The following is a 15,956-nucleotide window of genomic DNA, read 5'->3' as shown; positions in this document are numbered from 1 at the left end:
AGCGTTATGCCACTATGCGGACGCGAAAGGAGGGGAAAGCATGGAAAATACAGGACGTATGATGCCCCGGGAAAAGCTGTTGGCGCAGGGGGCTGGTTCACTTAGCGATGTTGAGCTACTGGCGCTTTTTTTACGCACCGGGATTCTGGGTAAAGATGTGCTGACGTTGGCAAAAGAGTTGATCCAGCATTTTGGTTCGCTGTATGGCCTGTTATCAGCAGACTATATGGCGTTTAGCCACGTTCACGGCATTGGCCTGGCGAAGTATGCACAGCTTAAAGGGATTGCCGAACTGGCAAGGCGCTACCATAACGTGCGAGTGATGGAAGAGCGCGCGTTACTTAGCCCGGAAATGGCGCGAGAATTTCTGCAAAGCCAGCTCGCGCAAGAGGAACGCGAGATCTTTCTGGTGATCTTTATGGATTCTCAACATCGTGTGATTAAACACAGCAAACTTTTTTCCGGCACGCTTAGCCATGTTGAGGTGCATCCACGAGAAATTGTGCGTGAAGCGATAAAAATGAATGCGTCAGCGGTGATCCTTGCCCATAATCACCCTTCGGGTTGTGCAGAGCCGAGTAAAGCAGATAAACTCATCACCGAGCGTGTTGTGAAATGCTGTCAGTTCATGGATATCCGGGTGCTTGATCATCTGGTCATTGGGCGCGGAGAGTACGTTTCTTTTGCGGAACGCGGTTGGATTTAACGCACTTTACGCGATCCATCGGGATCTTTGTCTGTTCGGGACTTGAGCATAACGCCGGGTCAGCGTATACTACGCCACCTTTGAGAATCTCGGGTTTGGCATTTGGGCCTGGCAATCGAGAGTTCACTTAGAACTACGCGATGACCGGGCTGTAAAGCCTGACGAGGCGCCGATACCCCATACGAAGCTCGAGCTAATTTGATTTTTGGAGAATAGACATGTCCCGAGTCTGCCAAGTTACTGGCAAGCGTCCGGTGACCGGTAACAACCGTTCCCACGCACTGAACGCGACTAAACGCCGTTTCCTGCCTAACCTGCACTCTCACCGTTTCTGGGTTGAGAGCGAAAAGCGTTTTGTCACCCTGCGTGTATCTGCTAAAGGTATGCGTGTTATTGATAAGAAAGGCATCGAAACAGTTCTGTCTGAACTGCGTGCCCGTGGCGAAAAGTACTAAGTACTAAGAGGAAATAAATCATGGCTAAAGGTATTCGTGAGAAAATCAAGCTGGTTTCTTCTGCTGGTACTGGTCACTTCTATACCACTACGAAGAACAAACGTACTAAGCCGGAAAAACTGGAACTGAAAAAATTCGATCCAGTTGTCCGTCAGCACGTTCTCTACAAAGAAGCGAAAATCAAGTAATTCTCGCTTTGATGTAATAAAAAACCTCGCTTCGGCGGGGTTTTTTGTTTTCTGGCCGTCCCCATATTAATGTGACCTGATACATCGCCGGAGATACTATGCCTGAATTACCTGAAGTCGAAACCAGCCGCCGTGGTATTGAGCCGCATCTGGTTGGGGCAACGATTATGCACGCGACTGTGCGTAACGGTCGTTTGCGTTGGCCGGTATCCGAGGAAATCTACCGGTTGAGTGATAAACCCGTTCTCAGCGTACAGCGGCGCGCGAAATACCTGTTGCTGGAACTGTCGGATGGTTGGATTATCATTCATCTGGGGATGTCGGGTAGTTTGCGTATCCTTCCTGAAGAGCTTCCGGCAGAAAAGCATGACCACGTCGACTTAGTGATGAGTAACGGCAAAGTTCTGCGCTATACCGATCCTCGCCGTTTTGGCGCCTGGCTGTGGACGACAGAGCTCGATGGGCATAATGTTCTCGCTCATCTTGGACCAGAGCCACTGAGCGACGATTTCAACGCCAGTTATCTGCAGCAGAAATGCGCGAAGAAGAAAACCGCGATTAAACCCTGGCTGATGGATAACAAGCTGGTGGTGGGGGTAGGTAATATCTATGCCAGCGAGTCGCTGTTTGCAGCGGGTATCCATCCTGACCGTCTGGCGTCATCTTTGTCGCAGGATGAGTGCGAACTACTGGTGCGCGTCATTAAGGCGGTTTTGCTGCGTTCGATCGAACAGGGTGGAACGACGCTGAAGGACTTCCTGCAAAGCGACGGTAAGCCGGGCTATTTTGCCCAGGAACTGCAGGTCTATGGGAGAGAAGGCGAACCCTGTCGCGTATGCGGCGCGCCGATCATTGCGACAAAACACGCCCAGCGTACGACGTTCTACTGCCGTCGCTGTCAGAAATAACATTCGTTGCTGGCCGGATAAGCTTTATGTCTTATCCGGGCAGACGTATTACTTTAGTTTACTCATTAACGCCTGATGGACGTTTTCCGGCAGAAAGTGCGTCACATCTCCCTGGTGGCGGGCGACTTCTTTCACCAGTGACGATGAGATAAATGACCACTCTTTAGACGGCATCAGAAAGACGCTTTCCAGTTGCGGCATCAGGTGGCGGTTCATGTGGGCCAACTGCATTTCATACTCAAAATCTGCTACCGCGCGCAGGCCACGGATCAGAATGTTAGCCTGATTATCACGGGCAAAGTTTGCCATTAAGTCGCTGAATCCCAGAACTTCCACATTGCCGAGATGCGCCGTTGCCTGTTGCGCCAGTTCGACGCGTTCTTCAAGGGTAAACATCGGTTTTTTACTGGGACTTGCGGCAATCGCCAGGATCACGTGATCGAACATGCTGGTCGCACGCGTCACGATATCAAGATGGCCGTTAGTTATGGGATCAAAGGTTCCTGGATAAATCGCCCGTTTTTGCATGATTTGCCTCAATGCGTTTTGGGTGGCAGATAAGGTTCCAGCAGCTGCAGCAGGCGCTGTAGCGCGCCCTGATTTTGATACAGGACTTCAACTGCATGACGGCCATAAAAATTACGATAATCGGCATCGGTCAGTAAAGAAGAGACCTCTTTCACCAGCGTGGTTGCGTCGGTGACGGTGATCAATCCGCTTGCCTGTTCGAGACGAGCACAAATATCTTTAAAATTAAAGGTATGTGGCCCCATCAGTACCGGAATGGCGTGTGCCGCGGCTTCCAGTGGGTTGTGTCCGCCACGTTCAACCAGTGAACCACCGACAAAAGCAAGGTCAGCAATGCCGTAAAGCAACATCAGCTCGCCCATGGTGTCGCCGATAACGACCTGAGTATCTGAGGATGGAACTTCGCCAGAAGAGCGTGTGGTATAGCTTAGCCCAGCCTGGCGTACGAGGTTAATGGCATCCGGGAATCGCTCAGGATGTCTGGGAACCAGGATCAGCAAAAGATTAGGAAACTGATTTAATAACGCCTGGTGGGCTGCAATGATAATGCTTTCTTCACCATCGTGCGTGCTGGTTGCAATCCACACCGGGCGATGAGGCGCCCATTGACGACGCAACGTAATCGCTTTGGCGGCCAACTGTGGCGTGACGGAAATATCAAACTTCAGGCTGCCGGTGACGGTGACCTGATTGCTCCTGGCGCCAAGCGTAATAAAACGAGCGCCATCTTCTTCGTTCTGTGCGGCAATCAACGTAATTCGACGCAGTAGCTTACCAACAAATTTGCCTAATTTTGCGTAGCCAGCGGCTGAACGCGCAGAAAGCCGTGCGTTGGCGATGACCAGAGGAATACCGCGTTTATGGAGTGCCGCGATCAGATTTGGCCACAGCTCGGTTTCCATGATTAACACCAGCTTGGGGTCAACTTTATTCAGGAAACGGTTCAAAGCATCCGGTAAATCGTATGGCAAATAAATGTGCTGAACGTCAGTACCAAACGCGGATTGTACGCGCTCAGAGCCGGTTGGCGTCATGGTGGTTACCGTGATCGGTAAGTCGGGATAACGATGTCGCAGAGCACGGACTAATGGAATAGCTGCCAGCGTTTCGCCCACAGAAACTGAGTGAAGCATGATGCCGCCTGGTTTTAGCGGACGGCGGTAAAAACCGTAGCGTTCACCCCAGCGTTTACGGTAGGCCGGAGCCTTACGTCCGCGCACCCAAAGCCGTATCCAGATCAAAGGCTGAATAAGGTAGAAAAGGGCGGTGTAAAGCAATTCGAGCATAATGGTAGCTAACTTATGAATGTGCTGGGGATTCTATGTATTTAACTATGGCTTTACCATCATTTTTATCCAGGTCGCAGCAAAACGATGGAATCGTCGCGGCACTGTTTTAATCGGCGGCATTTTTAAAAATGCCTATGAACGTACTGACGCGGCTTAACGTCTTGTGCGGCGTGTGTTTTAAGGTGAATGCGTTAATTTTATATCTTTTTGTTTTTAATGATTTATTTCTTTATTTTGTTCAAAAAATATTCGTTTCGGAATGCGTGGTAATAAATGATATACTACTGCGCAATTTCAGGTAGCTAGCCGGCAGAAACGTTTCGAAAACATGGGCGGTAAACTTTGGATGTATCAGACCTGCTATGCCTGGCGACGCGATGCGGATATTAATGCATGAATATTGCTTTTTGTTTGTACAAGTATTTCCCCTATGGTGGGCTACAGCGTGATTTTCTGCGAGTAGCGCTCACGGTTGCTGCGCGAGGTCATCATGTCCAGGTGTTTACCCAGTCATGGCAGGGCGAACGTCCGGAAGGACTCGAAATTATACTCGTACCCGTCACAGCCAGAACTAATCATGGGAAAAACGAGCAATATTATCAGTGGGTTCAGAATTATTTAAGTCAGCATCCCGTCGATCGTATCGTTGGTTTTAATAAAATGCCTGGGTTGGATGTGTATTACGCCGCCGACGTTTGCTATGCGGAAAAGGTCGCCCGCGAGAAGGGCTTCTTCTATAAGTTGACGCGTCGGTATCGGCACTACTCTGCATTTGAAAAAGCGACGTTTCAACAAGGTTCCGGTACCACGCTTTTGATGTTAACCGATAAGCAAATCGGTGATTTCAAACAGCATTATCATACCGAGAGCCAGCGTTTTCGTATTCTGCCGCCAGGTATCTACCCAGACAGAAAATACAGCCTGCAACCTGAAAACAGCAGGCAGATTGTCAGAGAAAAGAATGGTATTGCTCTCGATCAGTTCCTGCTTCTGCAGGTCGGATCAGATTTCAAGCGTAAAGGTGTGCCAAGAAGCTTACACGCGTTGGCTTCTTTACCTGAGACTATACGTCACCGTACTCAGTTGATGGTTGTTGGTCAGGATAGGGCCGATCGTTATCGTGCTCTGGCCCGCCAATTGGGTATTGAAAAGCATGTGCAATTCTTCTCGGGGCGAGATGATGTCGCTGAATTGATGTCCGCTGCTGATTTATTGCTTCACCCGGCAGTTCAGGAAGCCGCTGGTATTGTCTTGCTAGAAGCCGTAGTAGCCGGGCTGCCAGTATTAACTACTGAGGTATGCGGCTACGCAGGTTATATCACTGCCGCCCGATGCGGCGTGGTGATTCCTGAACCTTTTGCGCAGGAAAATTTGAATACAGCGCTTTTCGATGCGCTGCAAAATAATGAGCAGAGAAGTCGTTGGGCTGGAAATGCGCGACATTTTGCTGATACAGAAGATCTCTACAGTCTGGCAGATAAAGCTGCAGATATCATTTTAGGTCTCGAAAATGATTGAATTGAAAGAACCATTTGCCACGCAATGGCAAGGAAAAGACCCGTTCACGGAAGTCACTAAGCTGGATGGCGAGGTTTTTCGCGCTCTGGAAACTCGGCGTACCCTGCGTTTTGAGATGATGGGAAAAGGTTACTTTCTTAAATATCATCATGGGACCACGCTTAAAGAAGTGGTGAAAAACCTTATTTCTCTGCGCATGCCTGTGCTTGGCGCGGACCGGGAGTGGCTGGCGATTCACCGTTTGCAAGCACTGAATGTGGATACAATGACGGGGGTTGCTTTTGGACAGAAAGGGCTGAATCCGTTAGAGCGAACCTCATTTATTATCACCGAGGATCTTTCTCCTGCCATCAGTCTTGAAGATTTTTGCGCCAACTGGGGAGTTGAACGGCCCGATTTTGTATTAAAACGGACCATTATTACCCGCGTGGCGGAAATGGTGGGTAAAATGCATCGAGGTGGGGTAAATCATCGGGATTGTTATATTTGCCATTTCCTGCTCCAACAGCCGATGCCAGCAGATGTTGCGGATATCAAACTCTCTGTGATTGATCTACATCGTGCTCAAATACGTCAGCAGGTACCACGCCGCTGGCGGGATAAGGATTTGATCGGGCTCTATTTCTCCTCACTGGAAATTGGTCTAACGTCCAGAGATATCTACCGTTTTTTACGTGTCTATTTTTCGATGCCATTACGTGAAATCTTTCGTCAGGAAGTCAGGTTGTTTGAACAGGCTGTCACAAAAGCGCAAAAAATAAGACAAAGAACAATAAGAAAAGCGCTATAAATTACACATGGAGTTTGAGGCTATTTTATTATGAACAACGATTTCCAGAAGTTGATCATTCAAAAACATATCATCGACAGCTCTATGCATGACAAGAGTAAAAAACTAAGCGTTGCGTATGGTGTCGATCGTAATTTTTTGTTTGGTTCTGGCATTTCTATGACCTCAGTATTAGTGAATAATCCTGATATTGATATCCATTTTTATATCGCCACTGACTATATCGATGACGACTATCTGGAAAGCATAAAACGACTGACACAAATGTACAGTACGACCGTGACTGTCCTTGTTTTCGATAATGCGGCATTTCGTGAACTACCGATTACGAAATCATGGACTTATGCAATGTACTATCGTTACTTTGCATTTGAATATTTAAGCGCCGAATTAAGCTCGGTACTGTATCTGGATGCCGACGTCATTTGTAAAGGTTCTCTACGAGAGTTTACCGAGGTTCATTTTTGTGGGGAATATGCTGCTGTCATTAATGATATTGATGAAGTGCGGATTAAATCCGGTACCAGACTCGGTATCCCTGAACTGAGTAATGGGTATTTTAATTCTGGTGTTGTATTTGCGAATCTCAAAGTATGGCGTGAGCAGCAGTTGTTAACCAAAGCATTTTCTATATTAGAAAAACGCCAAAAAGAATTACTTTATTTCGATCAGGACGTACTCAATATTTTATTTGTCGGAAATGTTATTTTCCTGAGGAGAGACTTTAACTGCATTTATGAAGTTGATCGGGAACTCAAAAATAAAAACGATAAAACTTATCAGGATTTCATTACCGACGATACGGTATTAATTCACTATGCCGGTGTCACTAAACCATGGCATTCATGGGCCAAATACCCGGTGGCTAAATTTTTTATTGAGGCATATCAGAAATCCGCATGGGCAGAAAAGTCTCTGTTAAACGCAAACACAGCCAAGTTGTATAAACGTAAGTCACGACATGAAAGAGTGCAGCGAAAATATATCCGTTCTGTGCTAAGTCATGTTATGTATATAAAAAATAAGTTACATAGCTCTAAGGCTCATTGAAATTAAAAACAGTAACTTATTGATAATAAATTAAATAGGTGTAGCGAATGAACTTTGATTGTCATCAGTCTATAACAAAGATCCTTGATTTTAATCAAGCGCCATCTGAACAACAAACACAGCTCAATATCGCCTGGGGTGTGGACAAAAACTTTATGTTTGGTGCTGCAATCTCGATGACATCAGTGCTATTGCATAATAAAGATCTGAATATCCACTTTCATCTTTTTACTGATTATATTGATGCTGATTACCAGCAACGTATTGCAAAATTAGCAGAGCAATTTGCAACTAACATCTCAATTTACATTATGGATGCTAATGGGTTAAAAATATTACCTAGTGGTAATGCCTGGTCGCATGCAATGTACTTTAGATTCATTGCCTTTGAATATCTTGCTGAGAAAATAAATTCGCTTTTATACATTGATGCGGATGTGATTTGCAAAGGTTCACTTGAAGAGCTAACCCAAATTGAACTTGGTGAGTATGTGGCTGCTGTAATTACAGATGTTGATGATAGCCCTGCCAGAGATATTGAAGAAAATAGAGATTATTTCAATTCTGGTGTCATTTTTGCAAATCTTAAAAAGTGGAAAGAAGAAGATTTTATCAACGCAGCCTTTGATATTTTATTGGATAAAAAAAATAAGCTTGCATTCCCGGATCAGGATGTTTTGAATATTCTCTTCTTAAAGAAAGTGATCTTTCTGGAAAGAAGGTTTAATGCTATTTACGGCATAAAACAAGAGCTAAAAAGCAAAGATCTTGCAAAATATAAAGAATATATAACACCCGATACTATTCTAATCCATTATGTCGGCGTGACTAAGCCGTGGAACTCTTGGGCAAACTATCCTTCGGCACAGTACTTTGTTGAAGCGTGGAAAGCTTCTCCATGGGCAGATGTTCCTTTGTTAGCAGCCAGAACACCAAAACAATACAAAAAGAAATCACGGCATGAAAGGCTACAAGGAAAGTATTTCGCTTCAGTAATTAGCTATATCGGCTATTTACGAGCAAAGTTACAAAGTAAGTAAAAAAACTCCCGAAAGGGAGTTTTTTATTTAGCGCAGTTTTGTCTTGAGATATTTTATATACCATTTGATAGAAGCACAATAATTTCCCCTTTTGACTTCCTGACGGGAGTAGACCCGATAATCAGTAGGTCTCATGCGCGGAGCGTAGGAACGCATTTCTGTATACCGCCATGGTGTGAAATGATGGTAGAAGAGGTAAAGTTGTTGTGAAAGCCCGGAGTGTTCTTTGTACCAAGGCTTTCTTCCTCCGGTGAAATGGATAATGCGTGGCAGGATATCTTTTTGATAGAAGAAACACTCTTTTTGTTGGTCGTTAAACCAGTTAAACAAAAAATTCCATCGATTATCAATAAATTTGACGTTGCCACCCATTGCAATATTCAAGGCATCTTGGTCTGGGTAGGGAAGACTTTCTCCTCGATCAAATAAAATCTGATTGGCTTTTGTTTCAATATCATTTTCAAGCCATTTTTTTATGTTTATGTACAGAAATCCGGAGTTAAAATAAGAGGAAGTGCTAAGTTTCAAGCGTTTAGCATTTTTATTATCAGTGTTATTTAACGAATCATGACTGGCAGCACAAATTACTTCACTAATATCAATACTATTAATTTCATGGATTTTGTCGAAGCACAGAGTATCAGCATCTAAATAGATAAAATGCTCTACTTTATCTTTAAGCAGACGAGGTACGGCCAGCCTCATATAGATTGAACGGTTCAGGTGTTTGATTGCAAAGTCATTGTTATATTTTTCAATCTCTTCTTTATCAATATTGATAACCTGAATTTTATCGCTGGTTACGCGCAGTTTATTGATTTCGTTGTCTGAGACGTCATAGACAAAAACGAAAAATGACAGGTCTTGTCCTGGGTTGTTCATTATGACGGACATAATGGACACTGCTACATACTCCAGATAATTAGCATCTGTACAGTAAGCAATATTAATAACGTTATTTTTGTTGTCCATCTATACTTTCTCATTGCCTTTATTATTGCCACTATCATGAAGTACCCTATCGATAGCGTCAATCACGGCTTGCTCCGGTATCCATGTTAAATATTTTTTTGACCTGTCGAGTTCATCTCTGGGAGGCATGGGATGGTAATCGCCAGCCCAAATCAATACAGCATTATCTGACCATGGTCTCCATTGCTGATAATTGGTTGCCCCAAACAGGCAGACCTGTGGTGTCCCTAATGCTGCCGCCATATGCATAGGTGCAGAATCGACCCCGATGTAAAGAACCGCATGGTCGATCAACGCGGCCAATTGCAGGAAGGTTGTTTTGCCTGCCAGTGTCAGGTCAGGTGATGATTGACACTGTTCAGCAATACGCTGGACTTGCTGTTGTTCACTCACTGCTGGCCCACAGGTTAGGTAAACATGCAGACCACGCTGATGCAGATAGTCAATCACATGGGCAAATTTATCATCATCCCAACATTTGAATTCTTGTCTGGCTGTCGGTTGAATAACGACATATTTTTGTGAAGGTAATGCCGGAAGTTGGGAAACCAAATAGTGGTAATCATCCTGGCGGTAGTGCAGTGACATCTCTTTTTTCAGATCGGTCTCGCTAAACCCAACACCTTTTAGAATGGAGAGATTTTGTTCAACTATGTGCGTACCGGTCAGCGGTGTAACCCGTGAAAAAAGCTTGTTCCATTGTTTCTTATCACGCTCAAATGCAATTGAGGGGCGACGTAATGAGGCAATAAGAGCGCCAATCGGCCACTGCTCGGTTAAATTAACGATCAGGTCGTAGTGATTTTTTTTCAGTTGTTGGCGCACCGAAAGATAATTTTTTACTGTATCTAAAAGGCCTTTCTTTTTCTCAATTAGATAAAACTCATTAATACTTTCATTTGCTGCCAAAATTGATTTTGTATCTTTATAAAGAAGCAGATCGATTTGAGCATGAGGATAACGAGCCCGAATGCTGGCAATGACAGGAGTTGTTAATAGAACATCACCATAAAATTTGAGCTTGCAAATAAGAACACGGTCGACTTTATCAAACATGTTAAAATCCCTTCCGAAACAATAAATTTTTGCATGCAGATAGTATCTTGTACCTTATTTCAGAAATTGAGCGGTCGATATGCGGATATTTCATCTTAAGGATTATTTTGTTTTTAACGATTTTGGTATCGCAGCATGCAAGTGCATTCTGAATGTCATTTAACATACTTTCATTATAACGATAGTAGCCTTTCTTTTTACGTAAAAGTTTGCGGCCTTCCAGAAAACAATTGATGATCATTAATGTGGCGACAGTACGTTTTTCTTTATTTTTATTCACATACTTATACATTTTTCGCATAGCAAAGAAGATGCTGTCCGCATCGCTATCAATAATATTTTCGGTAATGCCTTTGTCATTTAATCGATAGTAATAAAGCTGGTTCTCTATTTTTAAAATAGAACGACATTTGAAATATTGGAACGGGCAAAAAATGACATCTTCATAACGACGATGTTCTTCGAATCGATCGTTGCCAATAATGTCGCGGTGAAAGATTTTTGTCATAAGATGCCATTGCCCGGCACGAAATGTTGGCAACAGGGGAGCATAGTTATCATCAGCCAACATAATTTCGTGTTCGGCTAAAGCCTGCTTTGCAGCAGGTTTATTCTGATACAGATTGTTGATATCCCTGGTTAAGTTGAATTCCACGATATCATATTTTCCCTCCCTTAATTTAGGGAGGAGAATAGTGAAATAATCCTTACAGACAAGGTCATCGCTGTCGACAAAACCAATATACTTTCCCGTTGCATGCGCAAGCCCAACGTTACGGGTGATTGCAACACCTTGATTTTTTTGGTTTATATATTTAACGTTGTTGCAGCTATGCTCACGATAAAATGCCTTGATACATTCTTCTGTTAAATCTGTTGAGCCATCATTAACAATTATTATCTCCACCTCGTCAGTAACGCTCTGATGGATAGATGCCAACGTCGCCGTGATAAATTCGGCATTGTTGTATGCAGGTATTATAATGCTCAATAAATAACCTGAAGCATTAATCATGGCATTTTTCTCTCGTTGGATTTCGAGCTCAGCATTACTGCTACGCATAACGCCAGTACGCTGCTCAAGGCTTCACCTTTGGCATATAGTAATAAATCACTCAGGCCATAGATAGCGATAGCGCCTGAGATGACAAACAACAGAGGACTACGTTGCCAGTAAGCTCTTAAAAACATAGCGGTATAGAGCAAGAGTAGCACAACAACTCCGGGGATACCCTTCAGCGAATAGGTATCGATAATTTCGTTATGCAGATGGATGTCAACATAGGCGAGAGCCCCTTGCATTGCGACATTTTGTAATGCGAACGCTTTGATTTCTGCATCTCGTTGTTCAAGTGATTGTCCCCAGAGGTGTGCGTTTCCTGCTTTGATACCGACCTGTTGCATCGCAAATCGCGCGCCAATTGATGTATTACTGTTACTCTGGCTGTAAGAATGCAAGTCGGTCATCAGATTCTGGTAGCGCACCTCAATAACCGATTTTAGCGGAATAGTTGCCAAACCGCCGAGTATTATAAAGGCTAGCAATGCTCTTAATAACATTCTGTGATTATGTCGGTAGTGCATGAAAAATAGCCCAATACTCAGGATTGGATAGACCAGAATGGCCGCTCGGGTCTGTGTCATAACCATGACAGCAAGAGAGAGCAAAAAATGCAAAAGATAGAGTAAAACAGTGTGTTTTAGTCGCAGATTAAGGATGGCCTGTGATGCTAACAAAGCGATAAATGTCAGGCCGTAAGCCGCTCCGGTTGGATGTTCAAAACCGAGAGCAACACGGTAGTTCATCGGTTCTGGTGCCACAGCAAGCTGATAGCCTGCAAAAAGATACAGACCGATGGCGGTAATAATGCACCAGATATTGGTGAAACGAGGTTTGATTGCGCATGAGGTATGTGTTGCCAAAGCAGTAAGAACCAGCGCGGCAAACAGCATCACTTTGCCACCGTTCTGATATGAGCGGTAGGCTCCGGTAAAGGCTGAGCCTGGTTGTTTAAATATTTCTACCCAAAAAATCTGCAGCAAACCGAAGAGCAGCAACATAAAAGGCAAAACCAGATTCTTTTTCTCACTGCATAGATACTTTAAGTTTTTACCTATAAGAGGCAGAGACAGAGCCGTGGAGAAAATAAATATCTTCAGCGCTTCATCTGGATTGACCAGCACCATCCCGAGAGTAGCAAGTATCCCGGCATAAAATAAGCAGTATACAAAATCGAATGGATTATTTTTTATACTATATATAAAGCGAGAAAACATGTGTTGCTGAAGCATGGTTCATCTCTTAAAGTTAAAGCAAATTATTATCAACCAGCGATGCGTTGACTAAACTAGCATGCAGATCCTGCAATTTTCCGGAATGACTCTGTTGTGTATATTGGTTTTTCCCATATCCCCCAATCAGTCCCGGATCCGTTGGGCCATACAGCGTAATATTTGGGCGATCCAATGCGGCGGTTAAATGGCTTAGGCCTGTATCAACCGATACTACAAATTTGGCCCCTGCGAGGACACGGGCGACCTCTTCCAGACTCATTCGTGGCAGGACATCAACGTAAGGGAACCCTTCCGCCAGTCGCCTGGCACGCGCTTCTTCATGCGCGGCTCCCCAGGGCAGTTTAATGCGTATGCCTGCATTGTTTAACAGGCCAATCAGCTCCCGCCAGTTGGCTTCCGGCCAGTGCTTATCATCACGGGTCGTGGCATGCAGAAACACCGCATATTGCCCTGCATCAGCATTTACTTCTGTCAAAAAATGCTGAGCGATAGCGTAATCACCCTGCGATTGCGGTTTGTTATATCCCAGACTTTTCGCAAACAATTCACGCGTGCGTTCTACGGCATGCTGTTGTTTGGCAATATGATGCTTGCGATTATAAAACAGGCTCGCCAGCGGTTCACGGACCGTGCTCCAGTCCATACCATGCTTGATCCCGTGAGCCAGACGAGTAACCAGCGCTGCGCTTTTTACCAACCCCTGCGCATCAATTATCGCGTCATACTGCAGTAAACGGACCGCATCGCGGAACGTTTTACGCTCAGCTTTAATCGGCGCTGAAAACCACGCTTTACGCCAGCGGCGGATCGCTACCGGAATCACGCGGTCAACGGCCGAATGCCAGGAGGGGATCTGAGCGAACCCTTCTTCCACCACCCAGTCAAAGTGAATATCCGGTATGGCCTGCTGCGCATCGGTTAATGCGGGCAACGTATGCAGCACATCGCCCATAGACGATGTTTTAACGATCAGAACCCGCATCCGTCAGGCTTCCTCTTGTAACAACAGGTCATTAAGTTCTTCCAGTACGCGCTGAGGAGTAATGTCGATCAGGCTCTGATGATAGCCTTCTGCTGCATCGCCTTTACGCACTTTGTGGTAGCCCGTAATCAGGCGGACGACTCGCGCTTTGTGCGACAACGGCGGGGTAAAGTCCGGACTACTTGGGCCATATAATGCTACCAGAGGTCGATTCAACGCGGCGGCAACGTGCATTAATCCAGAATCATTGGTGACAACCGCTTTGCAGGCAGCGAGAAGAATGACTGCCTGCTCCAGCTGTGTCTCACCCGCCAGATTGCGGCACCAGGACTGCTGTTCAAGGCTCAGCGTAGCGAGGATCTCATTTCCGGCTTCGTTGTCTTTTGCAGAGCCAAACAACACAATCTGGTGGCCTTCATCGATTAATTGTTTCGCCAGTTCCGCATAGTGGTAATGCGGCCAGCGTTTCGCCGGACCAAATTCCGCACCAGGGCAAAAACCGATGATGGGGCGTTCGGCAGAAAGAGAGAACTGACTACAGGTCAGGGATTTTTCACCTTCGCTGACCTGCAACTGTGGCCATAGCAGAGGCTGCGGCAAATCTTTGGCCGTCAGCATCACACCTTTATCATAGGCCAGAGCCACATAGCGCTCGACCATCAACGGCCATGCTTCTTTATCCAGCACGCGCGCATCGTTTAGCAGGCCGTAGCGCATCTCGCCACGCCAGCCGGTACGATGGGGGATGCCAGCAAAAAACGGCACCAGAGCGGATTTAAAAGAATTCGGCAGCACCCAGGCGCGATCATAGCGTCTTTCACGCAGACTATGACCGAGCTTACGGCGCTCGCCGATCTCTAGCGCGCCGTGTCCCAGCGGCATGGCGATGGCTTCGTTGACTTCAGGCATACGCGACAGCAGCGGACGGCACCACGCCGGTGCCATCACGTCGATTATCGCCTGGGGATAGCGCGCCTTGAGCGTGCGATAGAGACTTTGCGACATCATCATGTCGCCCACCCATGACGGGCCGATCACCAGTATTTTCATGCTAACTTCTTACGCGTCGCGGTTCAGCCAGGCCATATATTCCGTTACGCCTTCGGCAACGGTCTTAAACGGCTTGTCATAGCCCGCTGCGCGCAGGTTAGTCAGATCTGCCTGAGTAAATGCCTGGTAGCGGCCTTTCAGTTTTTCCGGGAATGGAATGTACTCAATGCTGCCTTTTTTATGGTACGCCAGCGTTGCATCGGCAACGGCCTGGAAAGATTCCGCGCGACCGGTGCCGAGGTTAAAGATGCCGGATACCCCGTTTTCGAGGAACCACAGATTTACCGCCGCCACATCGCCAACATAAACGAAATCACGTTTGAAGTTTTCACTGCCTTCGAACAGTTTTGGTGTTTCGCCATTGTTAAGCTGGGTATTGAGGTGGAAAGCGACGCTTGCCATGCTGCCTTTGTGGCCTTCGCGCGGTCCGTAGACGTTGAAATAGCGGAAGCCAACAATCTGAGAGTTGGCTTCTGGCAGGATCTGACGCACGTATTCGTCGAACAGGAATTTTGAGTAGCCATAGACGTTCAGCGGTTTCTCATATTCACGGGATTCGATGAAATCAGACGTACGACCGCCGTAAGTCGCGGCGGAAGAGGCGTACAGGAACGGAATTTCGCGCTCCAGGCAGTAGTGCAGCAGCTCTTTGGAGTATTGATAATTGTTATCCATCATATACTTGCCATCCCACTCGGTGGTGGAAGAGCATGCGCCTTCGTGGAAAATCGCTTCGATATCGCCGAAATCTTCGCCAGCCATAATCTGGATCAGGAAGTCTTCCTTATCCATGTAGTCAGCAATATTCAGGTCCACTAGGTTAACAAATTTAGTGCCGTCTTTCAGGTTGTCCACCACCAGAATATCGGTGATGCCTTTATCATTCAGGGACTTAACGATGTTGCTGCCGATAAAGCCCGCGCCGCCGGTAACGATGATCATAAATGTAACCTTCGAATTATGGAGTCAGAGACAATCTCAGACACGAATACTTCTATCATATCACTACATGGTCCAGGCTTCAGCCATTCACCGATAAGCTGTGCGGGTACGCGTGATTTATGCTTCATTTTGAAGAAGTGATGATGCGTCATCTCGTATCAATGTATAGCTTTGGGTAATATGTGCT

17 protein-coding genes are annotated in these 15,956 nt (G+C 45.8%); 8 read left to right on the top strand and 9 right to left on the bottom strand.

The window, feature by feature from the left end; genetic code table 11:
* The first annotated feature begins 40 nt into the window (after positions 1–40).
* The 4 genes from radC to mutM all read left to right on the top strand — a co-directional run bounded on the left by radC (position 41) and on the right by mutM (position 2,257).
* The gene (radC, locus tag FDW97_RS14745) at positions 41–706 is read left to right on the top strand and encodes a DNA repair protein RadC (protein WP_038635368.1); all 666 of its coding nucleotides are present in this window, start codon (positions 41–43) and stop codon (positions 704–706) included.
* Positions 707–924: 218 nt separating this feature from the next.
* The gene (gene rpmB, locus FDW97_RS14740; protein WP_003024071.1) at positions 925–1,161 is read left to right on the top strand and encodes a 50S ribosomal protein L28; all 237 of its coding nucleotides are present in this window, start codon (positions 925–927) and stop codon (positions 1,159–1,161) included.
* 20 nt (positions 1,162–1,181) lie between these two features.
* Entirely contained in the window at positions 1,182–1,349 is a 168-nt protein-coding gene (gene rpmG, locus FDW97_RS14735) for a 50S ribosomal protein L33 (protein ID WP_003024094.1), read from the top strand.
* Between the two features lie 98 nt (positions 1,350–1,447).
* Positions 1,448–2,257: a bifunctional DNA-formamidopyrimidine glycosylase/DNA-(apurinic or apyrimidinic site) lyase gene (gene mutM / locus FDW97_RS14730; RefSeq protein WP_038635364.1), complete on the top strand. Its 810-nt coding sequence runs from the start codon at positions 1,448–1,450 to the stop codon at positions 2,255–2,257.
* Between the two features lie 48 nt (positions 2,258–2,305).
* On the opposite strand, the gene coaD is transcribed toward mutM, so the two are convergent.
* Entirely contained in the window at positions 2,306–2,785 is a 480-nt protein-coding gene (gene coaD, locus FDW97_RS14725; RefSeq protein ID WP_003024099.1) for a pantetheine-phosphate adenylyltransferase, read from the bottom strand.
* An 8-nt stretch (positions 2,786–2,793) separates the two neighbouring features.
* Positions 2,794–4,071, bottom strand: a complete 1,278-nt coding sequence (waaA, locus tag FDW97_RS14720) for a lipid IV(A) 3-deoxy-D-manno-octulosonic acid transferase (protein WP_069323706.1) — start codon at positions 4,069–4,071, stop codon at positions 2,794–2,796.
* A gap of 396 nt (positions 4,072–4,467) precedes the next feature.
* Here waaA and FDW97_RS14715 point away from each other — a divergent pair, with 396 nt between their 5' ends.
* The 4 genes from FDW97_RS14715 to FDW97_RS14700 are packed head-to-tail and all read left to right on the top strand — an operon-like array spanning position 4,468 to position 8,472.
* On the top strand, positions 4,468–5,592 hold the full coding sequence (locus tag FDW97_RS14715; RefSeq protein ID WP_137351241.1) for a glycosyltransferase family 4 protein: 1,125 nt from the start codon (positions 4,468–4,470) through the stop codon (positions 5,590–5,592).
* The gene (rfaP, locus tag FDW97_RS14710) at positions 5,585–6,382 is read left to right on the top strand and encodes a lipopolysaccharide core heptose(I) kinase RfaP (RefSeq protein ID WP_038635354.1); all 798 of its coding nucleotides are present in this window, start codon (positions 5,585–5,587) and stop codon (positions 6,380–6,382) included. Before FDW97_RS14715 ends, rfaP begins: the two co-directional genes overlap by 8 nt.
* A gap of 30 nt (positions 6,383–6,412) precedes the next feature.
* Complete coding sequence (locus FDW97_RS14705) at positions 6,413–7,432, top strand: glycosyltransferase (protein WP_085049107.1); 1,020 nt, start codon at positions 6,413–6,415, stop codon at positions 7,430–7,432.
* Between the two features lie 47 nt (positions 7,433–7,479).
* Entirely contained in the window at positions 7,480–8,472 is a 993-nt protein-coding gene (locus FDW97_RS14700; protein ID WP_085049106.1) for a glycosyltransferase, read from the top strand.
* A 27-nt stretch (positions 8,473–8,499) separates the two neighbouring features.
* On the opposite strand, the gene FDW97_RS14695 is transcribed toward FDW97_RS14700, so the two are convergent.
* Genes FDW97_RS14695 through rfaD form a run of 7 tightly spaced genes read right to left on the bottom strand, consistent with a single transcriptional unit; the run spans position 8,500 to position 15,769 of the window.
* Positions 8,500–9,444, bottom strand: coding sequence for a glycosyltransferase family 8 protein (locus FDW97_RS14695; RefSeq protein WP_085049105.1), 945 nt, complete (start codon positions 9,442–9,444; stop codon positions 8,500–8,502).
* A complete protein-coding gene (rfaQ, locus tag FDW97_RS14690) occupies positions 9,445–10,500 on the bottom strand; it encodes a lipopolysaccharide core heptosyltransferase RfaQ (RefSeq protein WP_085049104.1) in 1,056 nt (351 codons plus the stop codon). It lies immediately after the preceding gene.
* A 1-nt stretch (position 10,501) separates the two neighbouring features.
* Entirely contained in the window at positions 10,502–11,515 is a 1,014-nt protein-coding gene (locus tag FDW97_RS14685) for a glycosyltransferase family 2 protein (RefSeq protein WP_137351240.1), read from the bottom strand.
* A complete protein-coding gene (locus tag FDW97_RS14680) occupies positions 11,512–12,792 on the bottom strand; it encodes an O-antigen ligase (protein WP_137351239.1) in 1,281 nt (426 codons plus the stop codon). Before FDW97_RS14680 ends, FDW97_RS14685 begins: the two co-directional genes overlap by 4 nt.
* A gap of 16 nt (positions 12,793–12,808) precedes the next feature.
* Positions 12,809–13,777, bottom strand: coding sequence for a lipopolysaccharide heptosyltransferase RfaC (gene rfaC / locus FDW97_RS14675; RefSeq protein WP_137351238.1), 969 nt, complete (start codon positions 13,775–13,777; stop codon positions 12,809–12,811).
* Positions 13,778–13,780: 3 nt separating this feature from the next.
* Complete coding sequence (gene rfaF / locus FDW97_RS14670) at positions 13,781–14,827, bottom strand: ADP-heptose--LPS heptosyltransferase RfaF (protein WP_137351237.1); 1,047 nt, start codon at positions 14,825–14,827, stop codon at positions 13,781–13,783.
* Between the two features lie 9 nt (positions 14,828–14,836).
* Positions 14,837–15,769, bottom strand: a complete 933-nt coding sequence (gene rfaD / locus FDW97_RS14665) for an ADP-glyceromanno-heptose 6-epimerase (RefSeq protein ID WP_003827312.1) — start codon at positions 15,767–15,769, stop codon at positions 14,837–14,839.
* Positions 15,770–15,956 lie beyond the last annotated feature (187 nt).

The organism is Citrobacter sp. wls708 (assembly GCF_005281255.1).
GTDB classification, from domain to species: domain Bacteria; phylum Pseudomonadota; class Gammaproteobacteria; order Enterobacterales; family Enterobacteriaceae; genus Citrobacter; species Citrobacter werkmanii.
This window is presented reverse-complemented; position numbering and strand designations above follow the sequence as displayed.